Annotated in this window: 22 protein-coding genes; 6 read left to right on the forward strand and 16 right to left on the reverse strand. The window is 40.6% G+C overall.

Annotation, left to right across the window (positions count from 1 at the left end; translation table 11 throughout):
- Positions 1-16 precede the first annotated feature (16 nt).
- From pepP to ABJE44_RS00800, 5 genes are read left to right on the forward strand one after another with little or no spacing between them, the layout of a single operon-like run.
- Positions 17-1,333 carry a Xaa-Pro aminopeptidase gene (gene pepP, locus ABJE44_RS00780; protein ID WP_348113080.1) on the forward strand — a complete coding sequence of 439 codons (1,317 nt, stop codon included), beginning with the start codon at positions 17-19 and terminating at the stop codon, positions 1,331-1,333.
- A gap of 23 nt (positions 1,334-1,356) precedes the next feature.
- Positions 1,357-2,580, forward strand: coding sequence for an FAD-dependent oxidoreductase (locus tag ABJE44_RS00785; protein ID WP_348113078.1), 1,224 nt, complete (start codon positions 1,357-1,359; stop codon positions 2,578-2,580).
- Positions 2,581-2,637: 57 nt separating this feature from the next.
- Positions 2,638-2,922, forward strand: a complete 285-nt coding sequence (locus ABJE44_RS00790; protein WP_348113076.1) for a hypothetical protein — start codon at positions 2,638-2,640, stop codon at positions 2,920-2,922.
- 6 nt (positions 2,923-2,928) lie between these two features.
- Positions 2,929-3,399, forward strand: coding sequence for a Cys-tRNA(Pro) deacylase (gene ybaK, locus ABJE44_RS00795; RefSeq protein ID WP_348113074.1), 471 nt, complete (start codon positions 2,929-2,931; stop codon positions 3,397-3,399).
- A complete protein-coding gene (locus ABJE44_RS00800) occupies positions 3,396-4,148 on the forward strand; it encodes a sulfite exporter TauE/SafE family protein (RefSeq protein WP_348113072.1) in 753 nt (250 codons plus the stop codon). Before ybaK ends, ABJE44_RS00800 begins: the two co-directional genes overlap by 4 nt.
- A gap of 41 nt (positions 4,149-4,189) precedes the next feature.
- Here ABJE44_RS00800 and ABJE44_RS00805 read toward each other — a convergent pair whose 3' ends face one another.
- From ABJE44_RS00805 to ABJE44_RS00840, 8 genes are all read right to left on the reverse strand, one after another.
- Entirely contained in the window at positions 4,190-6,118 is a 1,929-nt protein-coding gene (locus ABJE44_RS00805; RefSeq protein WP_348113070.1) for a hypothetical protein, read from the reverse strand.
- Positions 6,115-8,463 (reverse strand): hypothetical protein, encoded by a 2,349-nt coding sequence (locus ABJE44_RS00810; RefSeq protein ID WP_348113068.1) that lies wholly within the window; start codon positions 8,461-8,463, stop codon positions 6,115-6,117. Before ABJE44_RS00810 ends, ABJE44_RS00805 begins: the two co-directional genes overlap by 4 nt.
- 4 nt (positions 8,464-8,467) lie before the next feature.
- Positions 8,468-9,631, reverse strand: coding sequence for a BatA domain-containing protein (locus ABJE44_RS00815; RefSeq protein ID WP_348113066.1), 1,164 nt, complete (start codon positions 9,629-9,631; stop codon positions 8,468-8,470).
- 30 nt (positions 9,632-9,661) lie between these two features.
- Positions 9,662-10,558, reverse strand: a complete 897-nt coding sequence (locus tag ABJE44_RS00820) for a DUF58 domain-containing protein (RefSeq protein WP_348113064.1) — start codon at positions 10,556-10,558, stop codon at positions 9,662-9,664.
- Between the two features lie 3 nt (positions 10,559-10,561).
- Positions 10,562-11,584, reverse strand: a complete 1,023-nt coding sequence (locus ABJE44_RS00825; protein WP_348113062.1) for a MoxR family ATPase — start codon at positions 11,582-11,584, stop codon at positions 10,562-10,564.
- Positions 11,585-11,643: 59 nt separating this feature from the next.
- Positions 11,644-12,348 (reverse strand): DUF4159 domain-containing protein, encoded by a 705-nt coding sequence (locus ABJE44_RS00830; RefSeq protein WP_348113061.1) that lies wholly within the window; start codon positions 12,346-12,348, stop codon positions 11,644-11,646.
- A gap of 72 nt (positions 12,349-12,420) precedes the next feature.
- Positions 12,421-13,764 carry a TldD/PmbA family protein gene (locus tag ABJE44_RS00835; protein ID WP_348113060.1) on the reverse strand — a complete coding sequence of 448 codons (1,344 nt, stop codon included), beginning with the start codon at positions 13,762-13,764 and terminating at the stop codon, positions 12,421-12,423.
- 29 nt (positions 13,765-13,793) lie between these two features.
- The gene (locus tag ABJE44_RS00840; protein WP_133470200.1) at positions 13,794-15,422 is read right to left on the reverse strand and encodes a TldD/PmbA family protein; all 1,629 of its coding nucleotides are present in this window, start codon (positions 15,420-15,422) and stop codon (positions 13,794-13,796) included.
- 329 nt (positions 15,423-15,751) lie between these two features.
- Between ABJE44_RS00840 and rlmD the strand changes: the two genes are divergently transcribed.
- Positions 15,752-17,131, forward strand: coding sequence for a 23S rRNA (uracil(1939)-C(5))-methyltransferase RlmD (gene rlmD / locus ABJE44_RS00845; protein ID WP_348113059.1), 1,380 nt, complete (start codon positions 15,752-15,754; stop codon positions 17,129-17,131).
- Positions 17,132-17,163: 32 nt separating this feature from the next.
- Here the strand turns inward: rlmD and ABJE44_RS00850 are convergent, their stop codons facing one another.
- The 8 genes from ABJE44_RS00850 to eno form a co-directional block, all read right to left on the reverse strand.
- Positions 17,164-17,520, reverse strand: a complete 357-nt coding sequence (locus ABJE44_RS00850; RefSeq protein ID WP_348113058.1) for a hypothetical protein — start codon at positions 17,518-17,520, stop codon at positions 17,164-17,166.
- Positions 17,521-17,733: 213 nt separating this feature from the next.
- On the reverse strand, positions 17,734-18,150 hold the full coding sequence (locus tag ABJE44_RS00855) for a hypothetical protein (protein WP_348113057.1): 417 nt from the start codon (positions 18,148-18,150) through the stop codon (positions 17,734-17,736).
- Positions 18,150-19,373, reverse strand: coding sequence for a hypothetical protein (locus ABJE44_RS00860; protein ID WP_348113056.1), 1,224 nt, complete (start codon positions 19,371-19,373; stop codon positions 18,150-18,152). Before ABJE44_RS00860 ends, ABJE44_RS00855 begins: the two co-directional genes overlap by 1 nt.
- Positions 19,374-19,538: 165 nt before the next feature.
- Positions 19,539-20,141, reverse strand: coding sequence for a DUF4202 domain-containing protein (locus ABJE44_RS00865; RefSeq protein ID WP_348113055.1), 603 nt, complete (start codon positions 20,139-20,141; stop codon positions 19,539-19,541).
- An 88-nt stretch (positions 20,142-20,229) separates the two neighbouring features.
- Positions 20,230-21,699, reverse strand: coding sequence for an NCS1 family nucleobase:cation symporter-1 (locus ABJE44_RS00870; protein ID WP_348113054.1), 1,470 nt, complete (start codon positions 21,697-21,699; stop codon positions 20,230-20,232).
- Positions 21,700-21,808: 109 nt separating this feature from the next.
- A complete protein-coding gene (locus ABJE44_RS00875) occupies positions 21,809-24,124 on the reverse strand; it encodes a TonB-dependent receptor plug domain-containing protein (RefSeq protein WP_348113053.1) in 2,316 nt (771 codons plus the stop codon).
- 594 nt (positions 24,125-24,718) lie between these two features.
- Positions 24,719-25,363 (reverse strand): hypothetical protein, encoded by a 645-nt coding sequence (locus ABJE44_RS00880; RefSeq protein ID WP_348113052.1) that lies wholly within the window; start codon positions 25,361-25,363, stop codon positions 24,719-24,721.
- A 105-nt stretch (positions 25,364-25,468) separates the two neighbouring features.
- Complete coding sequence (gene eno, locus ABJE44_RS00885; RefSeq protein WP_348113051.1) at positions 25,469-26,767, reverse strand: phosphopyruvate hydratase; 1,299 nt, start codon at positions 26,765-26,767, stop codon at positions 25,469-25,471.
- Positions 26,768-26,791: the final 24 nt, after the last annotated feature.

The raw sequence follows: 26,791 nt of genomic DNA on the forward strand, positions 1-26,791 counted from the left end.
GTGATGTTATCAATATATGAATACGACTGATTTTAGTGCATCCCAACAACGCCTTATGAAGGCTATGTCACCGAATAGTATTGCCATAGTGCCAGCCGCTAGTTTGGTCACTCGTAGCAGAGACACTGAGTTTCCCTTTAGGCAAGACAGCTATTTTCAATATTTAATTGGGTTTCCAGAACCTGATGCTTATTTAGTTTTGTCTAACCATTGTGAATATAAAGGTGGGCTGTCAGTACTATTTTGTTTAGATAAAGACCCCTTGCAAGAAATTTGGCACGGCCGACGTTTTGGTCCTAAACAAGCTAAAGAGCAATTTGCAATCGATATGGCCTTTGCATTAGATGAGTTAGATGACAAATTACTCGCTTTAGTTGATGGCCATGAGCATTTGTATTTTGCCCAAGGTCATAACCCCGGGGCTGATGAGTTAGTGTTTGATGTGATGCAAGCGCTCCGTGATGCGCCAAAACAAAGTAAACAAGCACCTACGAGTGTGATAGATATTCGTCTTATTCTAGATGAAATGCGCTTAATAAAATCTGATGCCGAGCTTGAAGTCATGCGCCACGCGGCAGCGATTGCGTGCCAAGCTCATATTCGAGCCATGAAGTTTTCTGAAGCGGGTAAAAACGAATTTCACTTAGAAGCCGAAATCCATCATGAGTTTGCTATGCAAGGTGCTAGACACCCTGCCTATGGCACTATAGTGGGAAGTGGTGACAATGCCTGTATATTACATTACACCGAAAACAACCAAACATTAGCTAATGGTGATCTGGTGTTGATTGATGCCGGCTGTGAGTTACAAGGTTATGCTGCTGATATTACACGAACTTTTCCTGTTTCTGGTAAGTTTTCTGAAGCACAACAACAGCTATATGAATTGGTGTTAAAAGCACAGTTACAAGCATTTAGTGTCTTTAAAGCAAACAATACTATTAAGCAAGCCAGTGATTTAGCCATAGAAGTGATTACTCAAGGTCTGATAGAGCTAGGTATTTTGCAAGGTGAGCTTGCTGATAATATTGAGCTGCTTACTTATCGAGAATTTTATATGCATGGCTTGAGTCACTGGTTAGGGTTAGATGTTCATGATGTTGGGCATTATAAAGTCAATAACGAAGACAGGGCTTTAAAAGCTGGCATGGTTTTAACCGTAGAGCCGGGTATTTATATCGCGCCAGATGCAAAGGTAGACAGCAAATGGCAAGGTATTGGTATTCGCATTGAGGACAATTTATTAATAACCGAAAGTGGTTATGAAAACTTGACCCAAGCCGCCCCTAAAACCATTGCCGACATAGAAAGCATAATGAGTCGTGGTAATTAACATATTTAAGGTCAATTAAACCCATGTTACATTTTGATATTGCCATAGTAGGCGGAGGAATTGTGGGGTTAACTCAGGCCCTTGCACTTGAAACGTCTGGCTTATCTATCGCTGTGATAGATGCTCACCCAAGTGATGGTGCTCCTGGTGGCGAGCCTCAATTACGAGTCAGTGCATTGACCTTGGCATCTCAGAATATTTTAGAGTCATTGGGAGCATGGCAACATTTAGGTAAAGGCAGACTGACTTCTTATCAGCAAATGTCGGTATGGGATAAAGATAGTTTTGGCAAAATAAGCTTTGATGCTGCTCAAGTTCAGCAACCACAACTCGGTTACATAATTGAAAACCAAGGTATCAGACATGCTTTGTGGCAACAAGCAGAGCAAAGTCAAAGTATTGAGGTCTTAGCGCCCACTAAAATCAATCAGTTAGTGTTTGGTAAACAAGAGTGTTTTATTAGCTTGGATGATGACACCCAGCTTAGCGCCAGTTTAGTTATTGGTGCTGACGGGGCTAATTCATTAGTTAAAAAGCTAGCAAATTTCTCCGATACCTTTTGGGACTATGATCAGCACGCTATTATCGCAACAGTAAAAACGACCTTACCTCACGGACATGTCGCCAGACAAGTCTTTACACCTACCGGTCCATTAGCCTTTTTACCTTTGTGGGATCAACATCATTGTTCTATTGTCTGGTCGCAGGACGAAGCTCGGGCCGCTGAATTAATGGCTATGTCTGATGATGAGTTTAATAAAGCCTTATGTGTTAACTTTGATATGCGCTTAGGTTTGTGCGAAGTGGTGAGTGACAAGCAGTCTTACCCACTTAAAATGCGTTATACCAGACAATGGGTTAAAGACAGAGTCGCCATAATTGGTGATGCCGCCCATACTATTCATCCTTTAGCCGGGCAGGGAGCGAACTTAGGTATACTAGACGCCGCGGCTTTAGCTGAGCATATAAACAATTTGGTTGATAAAAATAAAGACTTTTCGCTAGCTAAAAACTTAAGGCCTTTTGAACGTTGGCGCAAAACTGAAGCCCTTAAAATGGTGGCCTCAATGGAAGGTTTCAAACGTTTGTTTGCTGGAAGTCAGCCGATTAAAAAGGTGTTTCGAGGTGCGGGTTTGAGTTTGGCTGAACAGGCTCCATTTGCAAAAAATAGTATCATTCTACATGCGATGGGCTTAAGTGGTGAATTACCTGCGTTAGCAAAACAGGTGGCGCATAATCCCGAATGATTATATGCCATATGAAATGAGTTTAGGTCTGTAGTTCAGACCAAATAAGGAATAAAAATGTATAAAAAAATATCATGTATAACTTTGTTAATCCTACTGACTAGTTGTAGCAGCATGACGTCTGAATCTACAAATAAAGATAAAGACGAAAGTGATAAACATCTAGGGGTAAATGGCATGAAGGAGTTTGAAACTGACCCTGCTGTTGTACTTCGTGAAACAAACAAGGTTAAGTGCCAAGAAGCCCGTATGGATATGGTTGATGCTGAAGCGAAAGGGGATGTGGGTGAAGTGCGTTTAGTCAAAGCTCGATTACAAAAGTATTGTGTGCCTGACGAATAAGCACCTATGACTCCAGGTATCAACTGCGTTAAAAAAGCCAAAGTGGTTTTTAAAGTTCATGAGTATCAACATGATGCTTCTAGCCAGTCATATGGGTTAGAAGCTGCTGAAAAGCTAAATATTCCCTCTAAACGAGTGTTTAAAACTTTAGTTGTTAAACTGGATGGGGCAACGTTAGTTGTGGCGGTTGTGCCAGTGGACTCTATGTTAAGTATGAAGAGCCTCGCCAAAGCCTGTGCTGGCAAAAAAGCTGAAATGGCAGATAAGTTAGAAGTGCAACGTAGCACTGGTTATGTGTTAGGCGGTGTAAGTCCTTTAGGCCAGAAGAAAGCGCTGAAAACAGTCATAGATGAGTCCGCTAGCCAATTTTCTACCATTTATGTGAGTGCAGGGCGCAGAGGCTTAGAGATTGAGCTTAGTGCTGCAGATTTACAATCTTTAACTCGAGCCTCATTTTTCAGTATTTGTCAGGCATGATTGAGCTATTTGGCTATACATTGAGTTATCAACACTTGGCTCTACTATGTTTAGTGGCGTTTTTTGTGGGCATGGCCAAAGTGGGTGTACATGGAATTGTCATGTTGGCTGTGCCTTTACTTGCGCTTATTTACGGTGGTAAAGGGTCAACAGGCTTAATGTTGCCAATGATGATCATGGCAGATGTTTTTGCTGTGTTTTATTATCACCGGCATGCTAATTGGGGCTATCTAGGTAAGCTGTTTCCATCGGCAGCAGTAGGTGTAATTATCGGTACTTGGCTAGGTCAAATAATAGATGATCAAGCCTTTCGTAGTATTATGAGTGTGATTATCTTTGTTAGCTTAGCCATGATGATATGGATTGAAAAAGCCAATAAAGAGCGTATTCCTGATTATTTATGGTTCGCCCTACTAATGGGGTTATTGGGTGGGATAACCACCATGATAGGTAACCTTGCGGGGTCTATTATGGCTTTATACTTATTAAGTATGCGGTTACCTAAAAATGAGTTTATAGGAACGGCAGCTTGGTTCTTTTTAGCCATAAACGTGTTTAAAGTGCCGTTCCATATATTTGGTTGGCACAGCATTACTGTTAATTCTTTTTTATTAAATCTTAGTTGCCTGCCATTTATTGCCTTGGGCGCGTGGTGTGGGGTGTGGGTGGTAAAACGCATTGCAGAACAAACCTATCGCTGGTTAGTGATAGCCATGACGGCTTTAGCTGCGGTATTTATGTTGTTTTGAGATTCGTGTATTTAAAAGTTGACTGAATTAGCTCAGCTGCCTTAAAACAATTTCCGTTCTACCCATAAAATGCTTAATGCTAATACTAATGCCACCCATACCCAGAATTTGTTGAGGTTTTTATAATAATTGCTGCTAGCTATGTATTGATGATTTTTTAATACGTATTCAGTGGCGGCTATCGCTTGGGATTGTCGATAAGCTTGCCAGTTTTCTTTGGAATAGACGTAGCCATAGGTATCCACTGTTTTAGCTGTGGAACGAGTTATTCGCTTAACGTTAGGCTCTGCTGATGCCTGTAATCTGTACCAGCCGCTCTGGTTAGGCCATAGAGTCAAGCAATGCTTTTGGGGCTGTAATAACTGATTAGTCAGCGGTATCTCTTGTGGTTGTTGGGGATTAACTAAGGTTGCAAATGTAACTGAATTGGCATCTCCATACAGGCATTGTACAAATAAAGCGTCCTCAAAGTTAATACGATCAGTATCTTCTGACTGCCAGTGAAGAGATTGTTTAGGCCGAGCTAATTGGCTGAGTAAAGATTGCCAATAGTGACTATATTCACTGGTTTTTCCTGATGTTTGCCAACTATAGCTACTATTTATTAAAGATAAGGCAATATTCCCAAGGCCTACATTTTGTTTAATTACTATACTTTGGCCCTCATTCCCCGTGACTAATACTTGTTGGCTAGCGCTGTCTATTTTAGCTTTATTGATATCTATCGCTTCTTCGATACTGCTGTTGGGCCAACTGGGAATACTTGAATAGGTTGCAATATCTAAAGGGGTTATCGACAGTGTATCTAACCATTCAATTTGTTTAAGGGGCCAAGCGGCTGCTAATTCACTATCTACTAAAATAAGCCCCCCTAAACCTAGTTGCACTGAGTCAGATAATGTTTGTATTTGTTCATCTGAAAGATCTAATACTGCTCGCCCATCTAGTATTATCAAGTCAAAGCTTTGTAAGGACTCTACGGTAAGTGGTTCGTTAAGGGCTGCCACCTCTTCTTCATTGAAGTTGATGACTTGTTGGATATCTCTATTTTTACTGATTTGAGTCGCTATTAGCAGTTTGACACCAAATTGACTTGCCCAATTAGAAAAGTGGCGAGTCTCAAAAGAAGGGGCTGATTGTTTAACTAAAACTTGTAGTGGCGTACTTGCATTAATGAGTACTGCTAGGGGGTCTTCAATTAGTAGTTGTTTGCTTGGGTTGGTTAACTGTAATCGATACAACCATTGCCCTTGGGTTTTGACTGGAGCACTTAAATTAAAGGTCTCACCTGTTCTAATCCTCTGTGTTGTTAGCACCTCACCGATAGGGTTGAGTAGGGCTAATTCAAATATTATGTTGTCATTTGAAGTAAGAGTGTCGCTTTGTAAGCGCCCAGTGATTTCAAGAAACTCACCAACTGTTAGGGTTTTCTGAAACCTGATATCAACTAAGCCTAGCGCCTTCTGCTTAGGTGAAAAGTTTATGTTTATTGTCTCAAGGGTTTTAGCAGGTATCACCGAATTTAGATGTTGCCATTGTTGTTCACTAAGGCCGCTGCCTAGAATATGTAAAGCGTGTAAAGGCGTAGTTTGATTGAATATTTGTAAAGCATCTTGAATGACTATCCCTTGTTGCATGGCTTGATGATTCATTAGGTCCTTGCTAATAGGTTCTAAAATGAAAACGTTTTGTGCGTCATCTAATGTATTGAGTTGTTCAACTGTTACGCCCTCGGTAATGAGCACGCTGGTTGGTTGTGTATTTATAGGCGCTTGTATGTCTATAGCTAAAGCGATAATACAGAGACTCGCTACAGCAGAGCTCAGCCAAACTAATAAAAGCCTCAATGAGTGTTTTTTCAGTCGCTGTAATGACAGGTAGGCACTGGTGCCAAGAGTTAATAGTAGCAACACCAATAAAACCAGAGCCATTATTGGGTTAGCTGCAAATTCACCTAGGGAGAAGATCATGGTGACCCCTGCTGTCTATTATCTTGCATAAAATCATTAAAATATTGCACAGTTGGGTTGTTGAGCAAGTATGCTTTTGAGTGGGGGGCGGGTTCGGCAATAGGCTTTGGTATAACTTGCCATAATTTTGTTCGTAAATCTGCAGCGCACTGGCTACAGTTTTCTATTGGTAATTGAGCAGTCAGACTAATCTTTTCTAAGGTGGCGATAAAGACAATATCTTCCGGAGAATTAGCCAGTTGCTCTGTGAAGTAGTTCTTAACTACATTTAAATCGTTTATTTGCTGTTGAGTCAACTCTTTAGTCTGCTTGGTTGCGGTATGGCTGAGTAAACTTAATAGTCTCTTAATGGCTTCTAAGTTTGGTTTTTTTAGCTTAATTTGTTCTTTACGCTCATAGCTGAGGACCTCCGATAAATCCCCTTGGTATCTTCTTTTCTCTGATACTGGTGGCGGTTCAAACCCCAGTCGTTTAACGTAAATACGCTCAGCTCTTTTCGCGCGGTTTAAATATTCAAGAGCTTGGTTCTCAAAGGGTAAAGCGTTAGCAGGCTCAGCTAATTGTAAGTGCAGCTCTGCTTGCCACATGTTGGCAATAGAGCGTTTCATCAAGGTAATTGGACTAGGCACACCACGTTTTACAAAGTTGCCATCATCGGTGGCGCCATGTGCATGACCAAACTGTTCTATAGCTTGATTGTAACCCGACTTATCATTTGAGGATTCATTTTCGCTGTGGTGATGTTTTCGAGATTCAGCTTCCTCACGTAGCGCCTCCTCTTGTTCATCCTGTGTTTCATGGGCCTCTAGTAACGGGTGTGGTAAAGCCTTGTTTTTTTCACTCTGTTCATGGTGGTGGCTAGGCCCTGCTTCCATTGAGTGTAGGGTGACGCTCTCAAATTCATCACCTAAAAATTGCCCATATTTCTTTTTAAGGTCACTTTGTGCAGTCCCTAAAGCACGGGAGGTATTAATGAAGCTTTTTTCACTGATGCTATCTTGGTTAGCAATTAATTCTTGGGTCTCAATAATGATTTGCCGTTGGCTTTTGAAATATTCGGGCACAAAATCAAGTAAAATACCTTCACTATGTATGCCTTCTTGCTCGTCTTCTAGCCATCTAACTATTTTGTTGGCAGAGCGAGTAAGTTGTGGTGCAGGCTGATTGTTTTTCCACGCATTGTCGAAAGCTCTGACGCTAAAGTAAAGTTCATCCCCCGGTTGCATGCCTAGTGCAGATAAATCCCACTCTTTAAAAAACTCATTTTGGCCATCGACTGTTTTTTGTGAATCAAACACAAAGGTTTGATCCCTAAATTTTACTGATTCACCTGAGCCACTGGCAATTGAGCCTAAGATTTCTACTTTACTCAGGCCGAAGTCATCTTGAATTTGCACCTTTGTAACAAAGTGAGGCACTGCATTTTTGGGGATTTCAGTTATGGTTTGAGTGGGTTCAATAAAGCGTATGTTTGGGGGCGTATCTGCTGTCACCTCCAAGGTAAAAATGTCTGAAATAGCGTGTTGTCTATGGGTAATAAAATAAATGCCAGTCGTACTTATTTCAGCATTGGCAGTGTAGATAGCATCACTATTTCTGGTAAATTCGACTTGCTCTTGACCTATCTTAAGGCCTAAATCAGAAGCGTGTATGTCTGATGATAATGTAAGCTGCCAAACCACAGTTGATCCAGCCACAAGGTGTAAATTAAAGTCTGTGGTTTCAACCTTTGATAACCCTGTGTACGCCGGTGGCTGAACTGAAATTTCACTCGACTCAATACGAATAGACGCTGTTGACTCTGCCTCTTGGTGTAAAGCTATGACTTTTGGTGGTGAGCTATGGGAAGCTTGATTACCCAAAAATTTGATAGCAATAGTAGCGAGTAATACAAAACCAATGACTGAAACGGCTATTGGGGCAGGATAATCAGGTAACTTACTAGATAAATCTTTAGCGAGTAGAGCGTTAACTGTAATGGTTATGCGAGCTTTCTGTAATCGTTGCAGTAAGTTCAAAGATTCATCTGGCACTAGAATTAAATGTGCGCTTTCTTCACATTCAGGAAACTCTCTGTTTAAGTGCTGTAAAACGGCTTTCTCAGATATCTTTTGATATGTAGAGGTATATGTTAGTTGCCAGCAAAATAGCAGGGGAGTGCAGGCGAGTACCCAGTAAAGCCAGTTGTTATCACCAATTGTTAAATAAAATCCAGCCCAAACTGTTACTACACACACCAAGCTATATATAAGTCGCTGTAGTAATGCTCGCATACGTATTTTGTTAACGAGAGCTTTTAGCTGGTTTTGAATAATACTTAGCTCAGAATTTGAAGGTAAACTCATCAATTTAGTTACCTTCTACCTGAGCCGTGTGCTTACTTGGCCACTCACTAACTAAACGTTCGACCACAAAAAGTATAACTAGAATCAAGATTAACCAAATGTGCAACGGCTGGCCATTTTCAACGCTAGTTTGCTGTCGTTCAAGCAAATCAATAGTGGGTAATTCAGTTATTTGGTAATTCGAGAGCCTAGCGTTATCACTAAACCACTGCTTAGTTTGCGATGCAAATAACTGAGTGGCTAAGATTAGAGGGAAATCAACTTGGGTGTAATCTTGTAGTTGATTACTGTTTATAATAGTGATTGCCCCATTATCTAGCTCGGTTGGCAAAGGCGTATCGACCAGATAAATAATATGAGATTGTTGTGCGGCTAAATCCAAATCATTAGCTAACGCACTAAAATCTATGTACTCAACTTTAATATCTACTGGTAGGGTTGCTGTCAAAGCATTTAAAGCTCCGCGTATGTAAGCTAATTGTTGTTGATGGTTTGCGTCACTAATAATCGCCAATGAAGCTGCAAGCTTGGGTTCAGATGAGGTGCTTGGTAAAAATTTTATGTGCCAGTCAATTGGATTGGCTAAAGTGACTTTTTGTCCCGTAAATTGGTTTAGCCTGTTAGTGGTATAAAGCTGTATTTTCTGAGATTTTGGCAAGGCTTTCGTTATCTCTGCCAGATTCGCCCAGATATTTAGTGGAGTGGTGGTTGAACTAGTGTCCCCTTGAAATGCTAATACTGCCTTTGATTCGAGCTTTCGTTGTGATAAAGGCTGGTTCAGTCCGTCAATTAGAAATAAGCGAGGGCTTTGGTTAGCGTTTAGACTTTCGAATAATTGTTGTTTTTCAGCATCACTACTTTGGGTTAACCAGTCGTTACTCACTAGTACTATGTCTGCACTTGTATTGGCATTTTTATTCCAAAATAATTGCGCCAAAATGCCACATGCTACTAGTAGCATCAGTAACCGTATTATCAATAATAACCACTGGGTCAACCGAGCTTGATTCAACTGGGGCGAGTTTTTAACTGTGATTAAAGCAATATGTGCAAAGGGCACTATTTTGCCTTTATGTTTACTCAACAAGTGGATGGCAATTGGGATTGTTAATGTTAGCAGCCCCGATAAATAAGTGCCTGATTCGAGAGTGAGGGCTAACTTATCCATGAGCTATTCCAGAGTGTAATGAGAATAGGTTCATAGCATTTTTTGCCTTGCAGATAGAAATTGGTGCAGGGTTTTATCCAAAGGCTCGTCAATATTACCTTGAATATGTTGAATGTGATTAGCAGCAAGGTGTTCGCTTAAATTCTGATTGAATGCTTCTCTAGTTTTTAAATAATCTGCTCTGACATCTTTAGCCGAGACTAAAATTTGTTGTTTGGTTTCTCTATCTTCAAAACGAATATGCCCTTGATAAGGAAATGTAACTTCATCAATACTTTCTAGCTGTAGCGCCACAATTTCAGTTTTGTGACTCGATAAACTTGTCATAAAATCAAAAATTTCATTGTTGTGCTCATAGAAATCACTGACAACAAAGATTACTGCGTTGTCGTGCATTTTAGCTAAATGGTTTTGAATGATAGTGCTATCTGGGAACACGTCACCGGCCTGCATATCACTTAATTGCAGTAAACATTTTTGCCACTGTTGTTTACCGGGTAAAGCAGGTAAAAAGTGTAGATTTTTGCTAGATAAACCCAATAAGCCTAAACCATCGCCTTGTTGGTGGGCTATGTAAGCTATGGTGGCTAATAGGTGCCGAGCATAGTCAAACTTGTTCCACCCTTCGTTTGAGTGAGAAGCTTGCTGCAACATGGATGCACTTGCGTCTAATACTAGCCAGATGTTGATATTGCTCTCACGTTCGGCTTCACGAACAAAATACCGGTCTGATCTCGCGAATAATTTCCAATCTATATTAGATAAAGCATCGCCAGGCTCATAAGCTCTATACTGACTAAATTCAATACCAGTGCCCCGCTTTACACTGTTATGCAAGCCATGAAGAAATCCTTGGGCTACCGTCTTCGCGACTAAGGGCATATCTTTTACACGTGCCAACACTAAAGGGTCGAGAAATTGTTCCATAATTTATTGAGCGGACGTTGTAAAAGGGCCGCTTGGTAAAGGGAGCTCTTTAAGTAAGGCATCTATGACTGACTTTGTGGTAATGCTTTGTGCTTCTGCTTGAAAGCTCAGTAGTAACCGGTGCCTTAACACCCCGTGGGCAATACTGTGTATATCGTCTAAGGTGACTGCAAAACGTTCATTCATTAAGGCATTAGCCTTGGCGCATAATACCAGGGCTTGGCCGGCTCGGGGGCCAGCTCCCCAGCGTACATATTTTTTAACGGAGTCTGATACACTGTTGTCAGGGCGAGTGTTGCGTGTCAGTTGATTAATATAAATTAGTAAGGGCTCGGCAATGTCTATTTCCCGTACCAACTGTTGCAGTTGTATTATGTCTTGTGCGTTTAACATTGCCTCTGGTGCTGATGACTTAGTGCCAGTGGTGCGACGTAACACCTCCATTTCTTCTAGTTCAGTGGGGTAATCCACACTAATAAACATTAAGAATCGGTCTAGTTGAGCTTCTGGTAAAGGGTAAGTTCCCGCTTGTTCAACTGGGTTTTGAGTGGCTAATACAAAAAATGGTTTAGGCAGAGAATAACTGGTGCCCCCATAACTCACTATCTTTTCTTGCATGGCTTCAAGTAAGGCAGCCTGGGTTTTAGGTGGGGTACGATTTATTTCATCAGCTAATAAGATATTGGTAAAGACAGGGCCTTTCTGAAATTTGAAAAAACGGTCGCCAGTTTCATGGTCTGTCTCAAGTATTTCAGTACCTATAATATCACTTGGCATTAAATCAGGGGTGAACTGTACTCGCTTAAAGTCTAGCTCTAGGGTTTGCGCTAAAGTATGCACCATAAGGGTTTTCGCAAGCCCCGGTACACCTTCAAGTAAGCAATGACCGCCAGCTAAGATACTCACTAAGAGCTGTTGAATAACCTGCTGCTGGCCAACAATAACCTTACCAATTTCATCGCCTACATTGGCGAGTTTAGCGAGTAATAGTTCAAGGTCTTCTTGGGTTATAGGTTCTTTGTTCATCATCACTCTTATTATTTTATATTTGATTTAAAGTTTGGGTTAGGCGCTACACTATTGAATTAGGCAGTCATGGCATAGACCACAATATTCACCGCAAATTTAGTATTGTCTTCTCTTAGCCAGCGTTTGTTGCGAAAATCATAATCCCACTCGCAGCCCAAGTCTTTATTGCTATACAACACGGCTATACGGCCATTTATCTCTATGGCTTTTAGATAGTTATGAACTATGTCGTCGCCCCATCCATTTAATTCCACTGAGGTATTTGGCGGGCCATCAAACTCAAAAAAAGACGAGTAAATTGCATGGTCATTGGGGATTTTTTTGAGAGCTTCAGCCCCAAACATCTTACTCATTTCAGCTTCGAACGTGCGGGCAAACATACCGTCGATATCATGGTTGCAATCATCTACAAATACAAATCCGCCGTTTTCAACATATTGTTTAAAGTTCTGTTTTTCTTGTTGGTTAAATTGCACCAACCTATGACCTGCCATATAACAAAACGGTACTGTCAACATGCTTGGATCGGATAGCGGAATAATTCGTTCTTGAATATCGACTCGAAGGCTGGTGTATTCAATCAGTGAATTAAGTACATTTGCAGGCATACGCTCATCTACTTCCCAGTCTCCTGATTCATAACTCAGGCGAGTGAAGTAAAAGTCATAATCACTATTTTGGCTAAATGATACCTTCGGCAAAGCCATGGTCACAGCCAAAGCGCACGTAGATGATATAAATCGACGACGATTTTTTTGCATATTGGTCAACAATTAACTCATCAATAGATGTTTAAAAACCCAAGGTTGCATGCAACCTTGGGGGATTTTCACTTATACAGCGTCAGACAAACTACTGAAGGTAAAGTCTCTGATTTTCATCGGAGGGATCATATGACCATCAATACGTTCAGGCTTACCTAAGGCTTCGATATTGTTCAACATCACAATTGGACTTTCGTTAAAACGGAAGTTTTTAATAGGATATTTGATCTTGCCATTTTCGATATAAAACGTGCCGTCACGCGTTAACCCAGTGTATAGCAAGGTTTGCGGATCTAACGCACGAATATACCAAAGACGAGTTACCAAGACCCCACGACGGGTACTTTTTATCATGTCTTGTAATGATTCGTCTCCACCTATCATTATGATGTTTTCACCGCGAGGCACGTAAGGCATGCCGGTTTTCTTAGCCCAATAAGGACTGTTTGGCATATTTGCAATAACGCCATCTTTTATCCATTCAGTTTTAGCTAATGGATAGCCGTTGCCACTGAAAGGCGCTGTAGGTGCAATAGGATGTTGTGGATCAGAGTAAATATTGACTCGCTCATCAAACATTTTCTGACCAAGCTTATTTTTAGGGGCTTTTTCTGAATCCTCACCATCTTTGGCTTTGTAACTTAAGAAGCTGCGACCTTCATCTGCACCGCGTTGCTCGAAACTTCTCATCATGTTACGAATTAAGCCAACGCTTGCAGCTGGTTCAAGTATTACCGTGTATTTACCTGGCTCCATGGCTTTAGCATCAACCGAACCCTTTGATTTTGTGATAGCAATATCAGATGCTTTAGCTGTATCGAGTAACTTATAGTCACTAAAGTTGCGGGTTGCCCAGCCAGAGCCTTTGCCATCTTCGGTACGTATGGTGACTGAAAAGTCTACATCTGTGGCTTTGTTGTATGCGAATAGGCCTTTGTTGTTCATTATAGCGCTGAAGGTTACAGCCTCTTCTAAAAATCCAGCTGCAACTAGCTTGTTCTTTTTAGATGGCGTGATACTACTTGCCGCAGCCTCTGCTCTGTCATCGGGTGTGACGTTAGCGGTAGACTCAAAGAAGGTTTTTGACTCAGCGTACTTTTGTTTGCCAAATAAAGGCATAAGCTCTTCGTTTTCTGGAGCGAGTTTGGCCAGTTCTTCAGAGCGCCGAACGACTTTCTCAAGTGATGCGTCATCAAACTCATTGATTGTGGCTACGCCCATACGTTTACCAAATGTAGATTGTACAATTAGTTCTAGGTCGCTCTCTTCACCTGCTGTTGATACAGTGTTGCGGGCATAACGAATGTTGCCTCCAACTTTGCCTTCAAGGTTACATTCTATCTCGTCGGCTTTAGAGTATTTCAATACTTTAGCCAGCAAGGTTTTTGATTTTTGTTCAGATAATATAGTCATGATGATCTTTCCTCTTATAGGTTGCTGGTTTAAACATTACGTGCAGTGTTAATGACGTTAATGTCGTTGAATCTGGTTGTTGGGCAACCATGAGACACCGCGCTAACCTGTGAAGGTTGGCCCTTACCATCGAAGAACGAACCACCTACTCGATAATCTGATTTACCTGCTAATTGAGTACACTTGTTCCAAAACTCTTGGGTATTTGATTGATAGGCAACATCTTCAATTTGGTCGACGATTTTACCGTCTTTGATTTCATAAAAAAGTTGACCTCCAAATTGGAAATTGTAGCGTTGTTGATCAATGGAGAATGAACCTCGACCCGCAATGTAGATACCTTTTTCTACATCTTTGATGACATCTTCAGCTGAAATATCTTTTTCATTTGGTTTCAGGGAAACGTTAGACATACGCTGGAATTGCACATCACGCCAACTTTGAGAATAACTACAGCCGTGGGATTCGTTTTGGTCGATCATATGAACTTGATCACGGGTCGCTTGGTAATTTACTAAAATACCGTCTTTTACTAAGTCCCATTGTTTGGTTTTGACACCTTCGTCATCGTAGCCCACATTACCCAAAGAATAAGGCTGAGTTTTGTCTGCGAACAAATTAACTATATCTGAGCCATACTGGAATTTGCCACTTTTCCATTTATCCAATGTGGCAAAACTGGTTCCAGCATAGTTGGCTTCATAGCCTAGTACTCGGTCTAATTCTAATGGATGACCAACGGATTCATGAATTGTAAGCATCAAGTGAGCTGGATCTAATACAAGATCATATTTGCCTGGCTCTACAGATTTAGCTGCTAGTTTTTTCTTCAGTTGCTTGCCCGCTGCTGCCGCATCTTCAACCATATCATAGGAATTGTTATAACCGACACCCGCTCCCGATATTCTAACTTTGTCTTTTTCAAGGCCATCTAAATATTCAAAGCCCATACCTACGGGGTTGCCTAATGCATTACGTTGTTTAAAGCCATTTTTACCAATGCCAGTGGCAAAGAAGGGGGCCCATAATCTATGTATGTCTTGGTCTATGTATGAACCATCAGTAGAAGCAAAGTATTTTTGTTCGTTAACTAAAAACAAAATAGAAGTAATATAGTTTGCACCATTAGACATAGCTGCGTCGTTCACCGAAAGCAGTAAATCAACCTTGTCTTTGATGGGGACTTCCATGGCGTTTTTCTTAATTGGAGTTTGCCAGCTTACTTCGCCTACACCTTTTACTGGGGCTAATTTAACCGGAGAGGTTTGAAACTTAGAGTTGGCCATGGCAACCGCTACAGCACGCTCTGCAGCTTGGGCAACGCTATCTGGAGTCATGTTTGACGTTGATGCAAAGCCCCAAGTACCGTTTGCAATAACGCGCACTCCAATGCCGGCTGATTCAGTATTCACTATGTTATCTACACGGGTTTCTCGTGTGGTAACGAATTGGTTTAGGTAACGACCAATACGCGCATCAGCGTATGTTGCACCTTTAGCTTTAGCTGCGTTTAATGCAATGTCAGCAAGTTTCTTTTTGTAAGCTACATCCATTGGTTTATCTAACATTTGATCTGCGGATACCGCAATTCCAGATAGTGGTAGCATTAACGCGCCCATACCTGCACCGCCGATTTTAATAAAATCGCGTCTTTCCATTGTTTATTCCCCTGTCGTAACTTGTTGTGTTTGTACAGCCTCATTTATTATGTATTTATTGAGGCTTTTTGACCTGTATAGTGTATGGCAGAAATTAAAACTCACTCAACAGTTGATCGCTTTTTATTTAAATTTATTAAGTAACAAAGCGTTACATATTGAGGAGAGAATCGTCATCATACAAAATAATGCTCTTAATGGTATTGTTAAAATGACTTAATTTAGTCATAACGTGTTATTGAAATAAGCGTTTGAATCGGAATTAAAGCCTCCTCGATAATGAAATGATATAATCTTTAGTAAATTTTCTAGCCATTCTTGAGCTCCATTTGAAAAAACGTTTTGTTAACTCTTCAAAGGAGGCCCCAGCGGGGCGCTCATCTAAAAATACTCGTGGTAATAAATATTCGCAACCCATGGGGCCTGTGCGTATGTTTAATATTGAGGGGTTAACTCATCAATGTAAGGGGGTGGCCCGAGCCGATGATGGTAAAGTGACCTTTATCGAAGGGGCTCTACCCAGGGAAACTGTAAGTGCACAAGTCGTAAAGTCTAATCGTCGATTTGATGAAGCAAAGCTAATTGATATTGAACAGCCCAGCCCTGACAGGGTTGCCCCGCCATGCATTCATTATGACTCTTGTGGTGGTTGTAGTTTTCAGCATCTATCCGTTGAACAACAAAGAGCATCTAAAAAACAATGGTTGCAGGGGCAATTAAGAAAAGTTTTTGAGCCTGATGATTTGATTTTATTAGCAGGTTCACCTTTGGCTTATCGGCGCCGAGCTCGCTTATCGGTACGAGTGATTGACGGTAAGTTGTTATTAGGCTTTCGGGGTCATGCTTCTAATAAAATAGTATCAATTGATAACTGCGTTGTATTAACTCCAAAATTACAGTTGGCTTTTACGGCTTTGAAAACCGCACTGTTTCAAGACAAGGAGCTGTCTCAAATTTCAGGAAAATTAGGGCATATAGAGTTGCTCGAAGATGATAGTGGCGTATCTGTGCTGTTTCGCTTAACCGCTACTCTCGATACTGAAGTTCAAGAAAAATGGTTAAATTGGTCACTGCAACAGCACCTAGAGTTATATTGGCAACAAGCAGGTCAAGACCGAGCAGTAGTAGCACCTACATCATTAAGGCATTATCATATTGAAGAACTAATGCTTAGCTATCATCCCCAAGACTTCATTCAGGTTAACGCTCAAATGAATGCTAAAATGGTAGCCCAAGCAATGGCTTGGCTAGATCCAAACAAAGATGATGTCATCCTAGATTTATTTTGTGGGATAGGAAATTTCTCTCTACCTTTAGCTAAGCGAGCTAAACAGGTAGTAGGCGTTGAAGTACAAGCAAGTATGGTTGCTGCGGGTACCAATAATGCCAAAGCAAATGGGCTAGATAATCTGTCGTTTATAGCAGCAGATTTAACTCAAGCCACTAATAAAGATATTGGCTCATTAGGAGTAACAAAAATTTTATTGGACCCTCCAAGAGCGGGAGCATTTGAATTTTTGCCTAGCATAGTAAAGTTAAAACCAAAAAGCATTTTGTACGTATCTTGTGACGCGGCGACCTTAGCCCGTGATGCAGAATATTTGCTTGATAAAGGTTATAGAGTAAAGCGCGGGGCTATGATGGATATGTTCCCCCAGACTGCTCATCTTGAAACTATCTTGTTATTTTCTCGCAAAATAGGTAAATAAAGTTAGGTGATTTTACCTTTAGTGAGTAAAAATTACGCTGTTTTTTTAGGGAATCGGATACACACGAAATAACCGTTTCCTTTGATTATATTAGCAGAATGATGAGTGTTACTTGGAATAAAGACAACGCTACTCTCTGTTATTATTTGAGTTTCTTCAACAAATTCCAATTCCATGGCGAAATCTCCTTCAGCGATAATAATGTTAATTTCGTCTTCATTAGGGTGTAAGTGACTTGAACAATACTTTTCTTTGTTAGAAGTCGCATCAAACTGATGCATAGCAACATGTACAGGGCAAGTTTGTGCAACATATCTAGTTAATACATTAGTTAGGTAATGGTTTTCATCCCATTCTTTTTTTCTTTCTAATTTAGATATTGACCACATAAGTCCATTTATGCCTTTTTGTTATTATAGTGAGGGTTGAGTAGCTTAAAAAATGAACATAACGTCAGTTTTTTATATAATTCCACAATTAAATCTATTTGAAAAGCTTTAAAAAGCGGCATAGTTACGTGGTGAATTAGGTCGCAAAAATTTTAGCGCTATTGGTGTAGTTAACGCTTTCTGATTTTCTTGGAAAATTAATTTTTATAGGGGCTAATCAACTTTATAAATAACCGTTAGTCCTTCTGGAATTTTGATATGAGCGGGTAAATAGGTCACTGTATTTTTATTATTTTTGACATATTCAAGCATTATATCTGGTGACTCAATTTCTATAGGAGGCTTTTTTCTACCGCCAAATTGCATTTGTGCCCAATAAGATTGAATTCGTGACTCAGTTAACCCAACTACTTTGGTATTAAATATCAGTCTTGCTTCACTATTTGGTTTTAGCACCACAGGCTTTAATGCAAACTCTGAGCTACTTCGCATAAAAATATCTCTTACTTGGCGCTTGCCGATATTCAAGTCAGTATTGTCTGTATTTGCTACGACTACAATCCCTACAGCGTTAGCGTAGAAACTTTGTAAAGCTAAAATTACCAGTATAAATTTGATAAGATTTTTCATCAGAAAACCCACTCCAAACCGATTTGATACAAGGTTGCCTTGCGATCAAAGTCGGGATTAGTGATATCTTCAAAGAATGAATTCTCTTCCTGCTCTCCACTTAAATAAGTAACTTCTGCTTTAGCTGAAATGTTGTATTTTAAATCCCATCGCAAGCCAAAAGTGAGAGACTCTAAAGTATACAATGGCAAATTTTGTGTGATACCATCGTAGATAAACGATAATTCGGTTAACTCTTCGCTGACATACTTGGGGATTAGGTTTTCAGGAATGTTGTATGAACTATCTGAATTTGCGTAGGTAATATGTACCTGAAAAGCATCAAAATGATACCCTAAGGTCAGGTAGTAAGAGTCAAGTTGAGGCACTACCAAAAGGTCAGAGTCAATCTTTACCCACTCAGCAGCTACAAAGTAATTCAACGTGTCATAATTCACGCTCGCTTGATACCCTGTTGCAGCACCATTAAACCTTAATGATTCAGCGTTTTCTGGGTAACCTGCATATTCTAATATATCTGCAAACTCATTAAAGCCAGGGAAATCAGCGTAGAAATCTGATGATTGGGTTATTGAAGCTCGTGCCGAGAAGTTGCCCCTGTTAAGAGTCAAAATCATTCCTTTTATTTCATCCACATCAATATCAATGTTCTCGCCGGCTCTTGAAAATTCACCACTATAGGTGCCGTAATAGGCTTCGATATCAAAATTTAGGTCATTAAAATTAAACTTGTAAGCACCACTGACCCCTTCATAATTTGAAAATAAAAAACCACTGTAAACTTGCTGGGGAGGGGATATCCAAGGATAAGAAAATCCAACATCTATAACGTCAGTGTAACGGAAGAAAGGTGTTCGTAGCTTGCCAAGTTTAAATAGCCAACTATTGTTGGGTTCGTAGGTTAGGTATAGCCATTCTATACCCGAATCTCGTTCGTCGCTTGAGTGGGCTAATAACTGACCAGAAGCACTGATGGTGTCTGTAATTAGTACATCAGCTTGAATAGCTAAAAGAGATTGCTCAGAAAAGCTCACTTCATTAGAGTAATTGCCATAACTGGCATTTGATTCATCAAGATACCCGCCTACAACTCGTGCAAAGCCACTTATGTTGACTCGCTCATTGAGCGCTTGCGCAGCATGCAGTGGCTGAACCAAAAAGCAGCTCAAAACAACAAGCAATTTATAGTAACGACGATTTGGAATAATAATGAGTTTCTTCAAAATTAACTAACTCAAAAACAAAACTACACTGAATGTTCGTACTTATCGGCTCAAATTGCAAAATAATTAGTTCATTTCATTTCATGTCATGAGTCAATTTTAACTGCCATTGTCTTTTAACTCTGATGTTAAAGTAATATCGATAAATCATCTTTTACATGGAGGCTAGGCTTGAACTGCTTTTAAAATTAAAGGGGTTAAATCTTTTGGTAATATGACTTTTCCTGCTAGCACAAAAGAATGCGCTTCATCAGACATTTTTCGCCAGGTTTTTTGAATAATCGTTATCCATTTTTCTTCGCTATATTCCGGATGCTTTTCTGCAAACTTCAACATGTAGTGCTCAATAAACACTAAGCTTGCGACATCTTCAAGTAACTGTGTATCTGAGTTGGATTTCATTGCTACTTTTGCTACCGCATGTTTTGCTCTTAAAACCGCATCCTCTGCAAACCCTACTTGTGTCATAATCGCTGCCACTTTGTTTGCGTGAAATACATAAAGGTCACTGCGCCATTTATGGTATCCCTGACGGTTCATAGGGTAATTACTGCGAGATGATTGCCAGCGCTGAATATGTTGGCCGCGAACGGCTAGCTGCATTACATGGTCAGCATCACTTTTGTAGCGGCTAAGCATGTCAGACATACGCTGACCGTATAACAACTCTTTAGGGAATTCTTTACCCTCAGCAGTCTCAACATTAGTGTCTTCACTATTGGCTTGATCAATTAGAATTACAGCTTGTTCATAAGCGGCTTGAGTCATAATGTTTTACCTTTAAAAGAGGCTTTAATTTTTGCTGCTACTTTAATTTGAACATCGAAAGTATGCATAAATAATCTGCCTGTAATTTTTATCGATATAGTAACTTACTTAGCAGCAAATATAATGCAGCAGCAAGAAATAGCCCTACAAACCATGCATATCCATAGATAACATCAAATATAGGCATCACTGAGTCTAGTATCCCAGCGGCATGTAAAAATCCCGGAAGGTTGGGTAGTATGCCTAAGGTGAGAGCGCCAAGCCCCGCCCAGTTCCAACCATTAGAAGCTCCATATTCTCCCTTGTGACTAAATAGATCAGATACGTTTAACTGACATTTTCTTAATAAAAAATAATCAGCTAACAAAATACCCGCAATTGGGCCTAGTAATGCTGAATAACCTACTAACCAAACAAATAAGTAACCTCCGGCTGTTTCGAGTAACTTCCAAGGAAAAATAGCCAGCCCAATGCCAGCTGCAATGTAGCCACCGAGTTTAAAGTTAATTATTTTAGGGCTTAGGTTAGAAAAACCATAAGCAGGGGCAACGAGATTAGCCGCTAAATTTGTGGTGAGAGTGGCTAAAACTAATACTGCCATGGCAAATACGACGCCCATACCCCCCATTTTTCCAGCAAGTACGATCGGATCCCAAATAGGTTCTCCGTATATCACTACGGAGGCTGAAGTGACAGCTACACCGATAAAGGCAAATAAAGCCATGGGGATAGGCAAGCCAACAGCTTGACCGACTATTTGGTCTTTTTGAGATTTAGCAAAACGTGTAAAGTCAGGGATGTTCAAAGCCATAGTCGCCCAAAAACTCACCATAGCCGTTACACCAGCGATGAATACAGGCACAAATTGGCCTTCTTTTTCGGCCCCAGCACCAAACTTAGAGGGCACAGAAAGCATTTGTCCAAACCCTCCAGCTTTAGAATACGCCCAATAAAGTAATGCTAAGCCCATCGCAATTAAAAAAGGGGCTGCAAAGCTTTCTAGCCAACGAATTGATTCTGTTCCCTGTTTGATAAAATACAAGTGCATGGCCCAAAAAATAACGAAGCAACATAGTTGTAGTAGGTTGATACCAAAAAATGGTAGCGGGGAACCGACTAAGGCATCAGCTGTTAGGCTATTTATAATTACGTACAGGGCAGAACCTCCCATCCAGCTTTGAATGCCAAACCAACCGCAGGCAACTAAACCTCTTGCTACCGCTGGAATTCGAGCGCCCTTAGTTCCAAAAGCACTTCTTAATAAGACTGGAAAAGGTACGCCGTACTTTGCCCCTGCGTGACCTACTAAAACCATGGGAACCAAAACAATGACATTGCCTAACATCACAGTAATAACAGCTTGCCACCAATTCATGCCCTCTGATACTAACCCAGAAGCCAACATATAAGCGGGAACACACACCACCATTGCCACCCATAGCGAAGCAAAATGTAACCAGTTCCAAGTGCGGCTAGCGCTGGTGGTAGGGGCTAAATCCTGATTCCAGAGATCGGCATCATAATGGGTGTTGTATTGGTTGTTGTCTTGTTGCTGCATTTTTTAACCTTTAAATAAACGTTTTCTTTTAAACTGAAACTGTTAAAACCGAACGTACAATTGAGTTAACCGACTAGGTGAGTAGCCGGTTATTGAGTTCGCTCTGTGGTTAAAATTTACGTTCAACCGTTAAACCAAAGGTACGTGGTTTGGCATAGGATATTTGGCTCGTGCCATAGAATCCTGTCACGTCAAAACCAATGATCTCGTGATCGGAATCAAACAAGTTATCCACGTATGCCACTAAGCTCCATACATCGTCAGTCCAAGTCACTCGAGAATCTGCTTTGATATGGGATTCAATTTCGTGGGCTGTGAAATTACGAGCATTGTGGAATGTCTCCGATTGATAGGAGCCACTAATTTGAGCGGCAATGTTTCCTGAATCCAGATCCCAATTGTACCTAAGTATTACGGCAGCTTGATATTCTGGCGTAAAAGCGGGTTTGGTATCTTTAAACACACCGTCAGCTACTTCTAAGTTTTCAACCGTGGCGTCTGTGTAAGATGCACTTAATACCACATCTAAGCTTTTACTTGGCGTTAAGAATAGTTCAGCTTCAAGTCCTTGAAAGCTGGCTTCTTCGTTAGATACGACACCAGAGTTATTGACCCAAGAAAACGACTGATAATCAGTGTAATCGTAGTTATAAATACTGGCATTGAACACACCTGCGCCATCCCAAAGTTCAAGTTTCATTCCTGCTTCTATGGAAATTAAAACTTCAGGGTCATAGCTACTAAAGCCACCAAACAATGGAGCATTAAAGCTTCCGGCTTTAACACCTCGGTTCACACCAAAGTAGTAAAGGTTGTTATCAACTGAGTATTCTAGCTGTAGTTTTGCCGACCATAAATCTTGGTCGTTATCTTGATCATACACTTCAAGTGAAGCACTGCTGGTGTCTATTTCAACTACTCGGTCGTCAGTATTGGTATTTTGATATACATTGCCCAACATGTTTTTATTTTCTTGCATGAGGCGTAAGCCACCCACAAGTACATAGTTATCGTTAAAGGCGTAATCAAATTGCCCAAATATTGAGTAAGAATCAGTGCTCAGATCTACTAGGGTGTTGTTTTCTTCGCCCCCAAGAAAATAAGCTGTAGGTGAAGCCGCTAACCCTTGACTGTAATCAGTGTCGATACCTAAATAATATAGCCCTGCTACCCATTGCATATCGTCGGTTTCACCTGAAAAGCGCAACTCCTGGCTGATTTGAGATATTTCACTATAAGATTGAAAAATTAATTCTGGTGAAGCTGTCTGATCAGAATCTAGGCCGATTGCTCGTTCAAAGTATTTGTAGTCAGTCATAGAAAAGAAATCGACACTATCAAAGCCATATTCTAGAGTGGCTGCTAACCCTTGAGATGATATTTTATTTTGATCATCAAAGGCGAAGTCTTTATTTACCTTTTCTCCTGAACCATCTGGGTCAAAGTTACCGTTAAAGTCACCCCCTTGCACAGGTCTAAATGGGTCACCATTAAAGTTACCGTCAATACATTCACCTAATTGAATGGTGTCGCAACCAAGAGGATCATCCGCTGCATAAATCACGTCTATGACATTACCATTGGCATCTTTAACTTCTGTAGTGTTGATAACTTGGTAGGGGCCTTCACTTTTTACTGTATCAGCCCAGTTAGCGCTTAGTAGTAAGCTACCATTGTTGCCCAATGAAAAGTCTAATTGTCCGCGAATGGCTTGGGTATCATCATTGTAGCCATCTTGCCCGCCCCCAACAGACCCTGCGCGGGTGTCTGGCTCAGCTGTGTCTTCGTAGACGTTTTCAAGAATTTCCCCTTGAACATTGCTATATAAAGAGAGGCGCCCTGCTACACCATCGGTTAACGCGCCAGATACTGCGGTTTCTAAGCGGAACTGTTCAAAGCTGGCAGCAGTAAAATTTGCATAAGCTTCAAAGTCTTCGGTAGGCTTAGCGGTGATGGTATTGACTAGGCCGCCTGTGGCATTACGACCAAATAAGGTGCCTTGAGGACCTTTTAATACCTCTACTCGAGCTACATCAAACAGTCCAAAGGTTTGCGCCTGCGTACTGGCTAAATACCCTCCGTCAATATATACAGCAACAGGGGCTTCGGCCATATCCGCGTAATCGTTTTGCACCACTCCCCGGATATTGAAAATAGCTCTTTGCCCTCCAATATCACCTGCTAAAGATACCCCAGGGGTGTAGGCAATTATTTCGGTACTTTCATCTAATCCCAAGGCTTTTAGTTGTTCACCACTAAATGCGGTCACAGCAATACCTACATCACTGATATTTTGTGAGCGTTTTTGTGCGGTAATTTCTATTTTCTCTAATACATTTTCAGCACTATATGTTGAAAAGGGAGTACAAAGTAATCCTGTGACTACTATCGCAATTGCACTTTTACTAAACTGCCTATATTCCATTTGTTCCTCTCATTTATTGTTTTTTTAGAAAAATCCCAACGGGCATTTAGTTATACATAGTTATTTATGTGTGTGTCATTTGAACAAAACGTACTGCTATAAACCGATTCATCAAGGCGACGACCAGCTACAGCATCAACTGGGCCAAGGAGTGAAAGTTCAATTAAAACAATAGGTTGACTTATTTTTTGAGTGCGAACATAGACCTTTTGGTCCAATTTAGTTCATTGTTGCTGTATTATTGAACGGTACTGGTGCATTTTTCCGCAGATTAGCAAATTGAATTTAGATTTTTGACATGTTCAGTTTTTCTTTTTAACTTGTAACTAAGCCATGTGCTTGACTATTCGCCAGCCTAAGTTCCCCAGAAACTAATTGGATGATCAAGCAGCCTGATAGAGGTAAAACTACTTTTTTTAACGGTATGAAAGCAGGGTTCTAGGAGCTAGTTTGTAAAACGCAATGGGTTGTGGTGTACGAAGTGCATGCTCCTTCGCGTAGCGATGCTTTGTGTGCAAAGCAGATAAATGACGAAGTCATCATCTCCAGCACGGGGATCAAATAATTAAACAAAGTGAGAGCTTCTAAAAAAACTTACTTGAATGTTTTCCAGTCTATCGATAAAGACAACAACAACTCTCTAAGAGATAGTGCTCGTTGCTGAGAACGGCCTTTATGATTCCAATGGTGGCCACAACAAGCTGCGGTAAGTATGGCTTTGCTAGGTTTGAGTAACTTAACATTTAGTACTTCGATTTGACGTGGGCTATCTTCAAGAAACGTACCGTTAAAAGCGAACCAACCAAACTTATTGGCGTGCAATTTTGCGTTTTCAAGGTCGATTCTGTCTACTGAATCCAACTCAATATGTTCAGCACCTAGGGTATCCACATGGATAGGAATACAACGACCTATTTGAACATTGTCAAAATACCACTGTTCGGTTTTATCAGCATCGGCCTTAGCAGCCATACACTTTGCGGCTTGTTTAGCTTGCCAACTAGCGTTGTGTAAATCGACTTCTAATGGTGAATCATATTGTAACAAGCTATACGCAGCGCGTTTAATGTGATGTCTTAAACCAGCAATTTTACGTTGTAATAAGCTGACATTATTGAATTTTTGCTGGGATAGGCTAGCTAACTCACGTTCATAAAGTGCATTACACAACTCGGCAAAATGCTGCTGACGTTTGTCGTCAGAAAATATATCTACCTGTTTTGATGAGGGAGTAAGCATGTTTTAAAAGTGTGTGTAAACAAAAATGGCCAGCAATAGCCGGCCATTTTAACCTCTTACGCTCTTTAAATGCAGTTTTTTTGCAGTAAAAAGCAAATCAAAGATTTACTGACCTTTAATTTCAGAGCGACCATTGTATTTGACTGCATCACCAAGCTCTTGCTCGATACGTAGTAATTGGTTGTACTTAGCTACACGGTCTGAACGACATAGTGAACCTGTTTTAATTTGGCCTGCCGCAGTACCTACAGCTAAATCAGCAATCGTTGCGTCTTCAGTTTCACCTGAACGGTGTGAGATAACAGCAGTAAAACCAGCATCTTTAGCCATTTTAATCGCAGCTAAAGTTTCAGTTAGAGAGCCAATTTGGTTGAATTTGATTAGGATAGAGTTACCAATACCATTTTCAATACCACGGGCTAAAATCTTAGTATTAGTAACGAATAAGTCATCACCAACGATTTGAACTTTGTCACCTAACAATTTGGTTTGGTAAGCGAAACCATCCCAATCTGACTCGTCTAAGCCATCTTCAATTGATACGATTGGATACTCTTTACAAAGCTCGCCCAAGAAGTCTGAAAATTCGTTGGCTGTAAATTGCTTGCCTTCGCCTTTAAGGTCGTAAATACCTTTTTCTGCGTCGTAAAACTCAGATGCTGCACAATCCATCGCTAATGTAACGTCTTTACCTAATTCGTAACCTGCAGCTGCAACCGCTTCTTTAATTACTGCAAGTGCGTCAGCATTTGAAGCTAAATCAGGTGCAAATCCACCTTCATCACCAACCGCAGTATTTAAGCCTTTTGCAGATAATACTTTTTTAAGTGCATGGAATATTTCAGCACCCATACGTAGAGCTTCTGTGAAATTAGGAGCGCCAACTGGCTGTATCATAAATTCTTGAATATCAACGTTATTGTCTGCGTGCTCACCACCATTGATGATGTTCATCATTGGTACGGGCATACTGAAAACGCCTGGTGTGCCGTTTAAGTCAGCAATGTGTTGATACAAAGGAATACCTTTGAAAATAGCTGCCGCTTTAGCTACAGCTAACGATACTGCCAGAATAGCGTTTGCACCAAATTTTTCTTTATTTTCTGTGCCGTCTAGATCGATCATGATTTTATCAATGCTAGCTTGATCTAATGAGTCTACGCCGATAAGTGCTGATTGAATGTCTTCGTTAATAGCTGCAACAGCTTTAAGCACACCTTTACCTAAATAACGGCTTTTGTCGCCATCTCTTAATTCTAGGGCTTCACGTGAACCTGTTGATGCACCAGACGGTGCGCATGCACGTCCCATTGCACCAGACTCTAAATATACGTCTGCTTCTACGGTTGGGTTACCACGTGAATCCATTACTTCACGGCCAATAATTTTGCTTATCTTTGACATGGTTGTTGCCTTACATTATTAAAA

Source organism: Paraglaciecola sp., assembly GCF_039942875.1.
In the GTDB taxonomy this organism is placed as follows: domain Bacteria; phylum Pseudomonadota; class Gammaproteobacteria; order Enterobacterales; family Alteromonadaceae; genus Paraglaciecola.

What these genes read in the sequence shown, in the direction of transcription:
- ABJE44_RS00815 (WP_348113066.1), bottom strand. Translation starts at nt 9,631, where the DNA reads ATGGATAAGTTAGCCCTCACTCTCGAATCAGGCACTTATTTATCGGGG.
- ABJE44_RS00785 (WP_348113078.1), top strand. Translation starts at nt 1,357, where the DNA reads ATGTTACATTTTGATATTGCCATAGTAGGCGGAGGAATTGTGGGGTTA.
- ABJE44_RS00840 (WP_133470200.1), bottom strand. Translation starts at nt 15,422, where the DNA reads ATGGAAAGACGCGATTTTATTAAAATCGGCGGTGCAGGTATGGGCGCG.
- ABJE44_RS00835 (WP_348113060.1), bottom strand. Translation starts at nt 13,764, where the DNA reads ATGACTATATTATCTGAACAAAAATCAAAAACCTTGCTGGCTAAAGTA.
- eno (WP_348113051.1), bottom strand. Translation starts at nt 26,767, where the DNA reads ATGTCAAAGATAAGCAAAATTATTGGCCGTGAAGTAATGGATTCACGT.
- ABJE44_RS00855 (WP_348113057.1), bottom strand. Translation starts at nt 18,150, where the DNA reads ATGAAAAATCTTATCAAATTTATACTGGTAATTTTAGCTTTACAAAGT.
- ABJE44_RS00820 (WP_348113064.1), bottom strand. Translation starts at nt 10,558, where the DNA reads ATGGAACAATTTCTCGACCCTTTAGTGTTGGCACGTGTAAAAGATATG.
- ABJE44_RS00805 (WP_348113070.1), bottom strand. Translation starts at nt 6,118, where the DNA reads ATGATCTTCTCCCTAGGTGAATTTGCAGCTAACCCAATAATGGCTCTG.
- ABJE44_RS00810 (WP_348113068.1), bottom strand. Translation starts at nt 8,463, where the DNA reads ATGAGTTTACCTTCAAATTCTGAGCTAAGTATTATTCAAAACCAGCTA.
- ABJE44_RS00790 (WP_348113076.1), top strand. Translation starts at nt 2,638, where the DNA reads ATGTATAAAAAAATATCATGTATAACTTTGTTAATCCTACTGACTAGT.
- ABJE44_RS00830 (WP_348113061.1), bottom strand. Translation starts at nt 12,348, where the DNA reads ATGCAAAAAAATCGTCGTCGATTTATATCATCTACGTGCGCTTTGGCT.
- ABJE44_RS00870 (WP_348113054.1), bottom strand. Translation starts at nt 21,699, where the DNA reads ATGCAGCAACAAGACAACAACCAATACAACACCCATTATGATGCCGAT.
- ybaK (WP_348113074.1), top strand. Translation starts at nt 2,929, where the DNA reads ATGACTCCAGGTATCAACTGCGTTAAAAAAGCCAAAGTGGTTTTTAAA.
- ABJE44_RS00880 (WP_348113052.1), bottom strand. Translation starts at nt 25,363, where the DNA reads ATGCTTACTCCCTCATCAAAACAGGTAGATATATTTTCTGACGACAAA.
- ABJE44_RS00865 (WP_348113055.1), bottom strand. Translation starts at nt 20,141, where the DNA reads ATGACTCAAGCCGCTTATGAACAAGCTGTAATTCTAATTGATCAAGCC.
- ABJE44_RS00850 (WP_348113058.1), bottom strand. Translation starts at nt 17,520, where the DNA reads ATGTGGTCAATATCTAAATTAGAAAGAAAAAAAGAATGGGATGAAAAC.
- pepP (WP_348113080.1), top strand. Translation starts at nt 17, where the DNA reads ATGAATACGACTGATTTTAGTGCATCCCAACAACGCCTTATGAAGGCT.
- ABJE44_RS00800 (WP_348113072.1), top strand. Translation starts at nt 3,396, where the DNA reads ATGATTGAGCTATTTGGCTATACATTGAGTTATCAACACTTGGCTCTA.
- ABJE44_RS00875 (WP_348113053.1), bottom strand. Translation starts at nt 24,124, where the DNA reads ATGGAATATAGGCAGTTTAGTAAAAGTGCAATTGCGATAGTAGTCACA.
- ABJE44_RS00825 (WP_348113062.1), bottom strand. Translation starts at nt 11,584, where the DNA reads ATGAACAAAGAACCTATAACCCAAGAAGACCTTGAACTATTACTCGCT.